Here is a 1,936-nt window from a genome sequence, read left to right as displayed (position 1 = left end):
GCGACGCGTGGATGCTCGAGGAGGTCGACCAGATGCTGTCGAGCGCGAGCCAGCAGCTTCAACTGACCGGCAACACGCAACTCGCGCTGATCGCGCTGCAGAACGCCGACGCGCGTCTCGCGACGTCGCAGAGCGCGCAGGCCGTCACGGTGCGCAAGGCGCTCGCGCTGGACATCGAGAAGCTGAAGGCTGCGCCCACCGCCGATCTCACCGGCCTCGCGATCAAGCTCGACGACGCGATCGCCAGGATCGACGCGCTGCCGCTGTCCGGCGAGGCGATCGTGCCGCACGCGGCGCCGAAGGCCGCGCCGGCCGACACCGCGTCGTCGGTCGCCGCCGGCGAGCCGCGCTGGAAGGTGTGGTGGCACGACTTCTCGGCCGGCCTCGGCCAGCAACTGAAGGGCCTCGTGCAGGTGCGCCGGATCGACAACGCGGACGCGATGCTCGCGTCGCCCGACCAGGGCTACTTCGTGCGCGAGAACGTGAAGCTGCGCCTGCTGACCGCACGGCTGTCGCTGCTGGCGCGCAACGACAGCGCGATGAAGGCCGACCTGCACGCCGCACAGGCGTCGCTCGGGAAGTATTTCGATCAGGCGTCGAAGGACACGCAGACCGTCGAGGATCTGCTCAAGCAGGTTGACGGCGCATCGCTGACGGTCGCGGTGCCGAACCTGAACACGAGCCTGAACGCCGTTCAGCAGTTCAAGAGCCGGGGGTAACGATGACGCTTCGAGGAATCGTCTGGCTCGCGGTCCTGTTCGCGATCGCCGCGGCGCTCGCCACCGTCGGCCGTTTCGACGCGGGGCAGGTGCTGCTCGTCTATCCGCCGTACCGGATCGACGTGTCGCTGAACCTGTTCGTGATCGCCATCGTCGTGCTGTTCATCGTCGTGTACGCGCTGCTGCGCATCGTGCGCAACATCTGGCGCATGCCGCAGCGGGTCGCCGCGTATCGAGCGCGTTCGCGCAACGAGAAGGCGCAGGCGTCGCTGCGCGATGCGATCGCGAACCTGTACGCGGGCCGCTTCTCGCGTGCGGAGAAGGCCGCGCGCGAAGCGCTGACCGTCGACGCGAACCTGGGCGCCGCGAGTCTCGTCGGGGCCACGGCCGCGCACCGGATGCACGAGTACACGCGCCGCGACGACTGGCTGTCGAAGGTCGACGCGCCCGAATGGCAGGATGCACGGCTGCTCGCCGCGGCCGACATGCGCGCGGACGCCCGCGACGCCGACGGCGCGCTCGCCGCGCTGGCCGACATGCAGGCCGGCGGCAAGCGCATTCATGCGCAGCAGGTCGCGTTGCGTGCCCAGCAGCAACTGAAGAACTGGGCCGAAGTGCTGAAGCTCGCGAAGGCGCTCGAAAAGCGCGAGGCGCTGCATCCGGCCGCGGCCGTGCGGCTGCGCCAGCAGGCAGCGGAAAACCTGCTGCGCGAACGCCGGCACGATCCGGACGCGCTGCTCGAAGTGTGGCAGTCGCTGTCGCCGGTCGAGCGCCAGTCGCCGCGTCTGGCCGATCTCGCGGCCGAGCTGCTGGTGCCGCTCGAGCGCCGCAACGAAGCGCGCCGCATCGTCGAGGACGCGCTCGCGCACAACTGGGATGCACGCCTGCTGCGCCGTTATCCGGACACGGCCGGCGCCGATGCGCTGCCGCTGATCCAGAAGGCCGAAGGCTGGAAGAAGGATCATCCGGAAGATGCCGACCTGCTGTTCGCGCTCGGCCGCCTCTGCCAGCAGCAGCAGCTGTGGGGCAAGGCCCAGTCGTTCCTCGAATCGGCGCTGAAGCTGGCCGACAACGAGGCGCTGAAGGTGCGGGCGCATCGTGCGCTCGCCCGCCTGTTCGAGCACCTCGGCGAAACCGACAAGGCCGCGAAGCACTACCGCGAAAGCGCGCTGGCGATTACCGTCGTGTGACGCTGCGCGGCAGCTGCGCTGCGTACA

At 69.6% G+C, this 1,936-nt stretch carries 2 protein-coding genes; both read left to right on the top strand.

Annotated features, from left to right (window positions below; translation table 11 throughout):
• A partial coding sequence (locus JMF90_RS35095; protein ID WP_201326164.1) for a uroporphyrinogen-III C-methyltransferase occupies nt 1-719 on the top strand: 719 nt, incomplete at its 5' end.
• Nucleotides 720-721: 2 nt separating this feature from the next.
• Nucleotides 722-1,909: a heme biosynthesis protein HemY gene (locus JMF90_RS35090; RefSeq protein WP_011545945.1), complete on the top strand. Its 1,188-nt coding sequence runs from the start codon at nt 722-724 to the stop codon at nt 1,907-1,909.
• Nucleotides 1,910-1,936 lie beyond the last annotated feature (27 nt).

It is taken from the genome of Burkholderia sp. E168m23 (assembly GCF_016586125.1).
Classification (GTDB): domain Bacteria; phylum Pseudomonadota; class Gammaproteobacteria; order Burkholderiales; family Burkholderiaceae; genus Burkholderia; species Burkholderia orbicola.
This window is presented reverse-complemented; position numbering and strand designations above follow the sequence as displayed.

Coding starts and splice junctions, on each gene's coding strand:
- JMF90_RS35090 (WP_011545945.1), top strand. CDS start 722: ATGACGCTTCGAGGAATCGTCTGGCTCGCGGTCCTGTTCGCGATCGCC.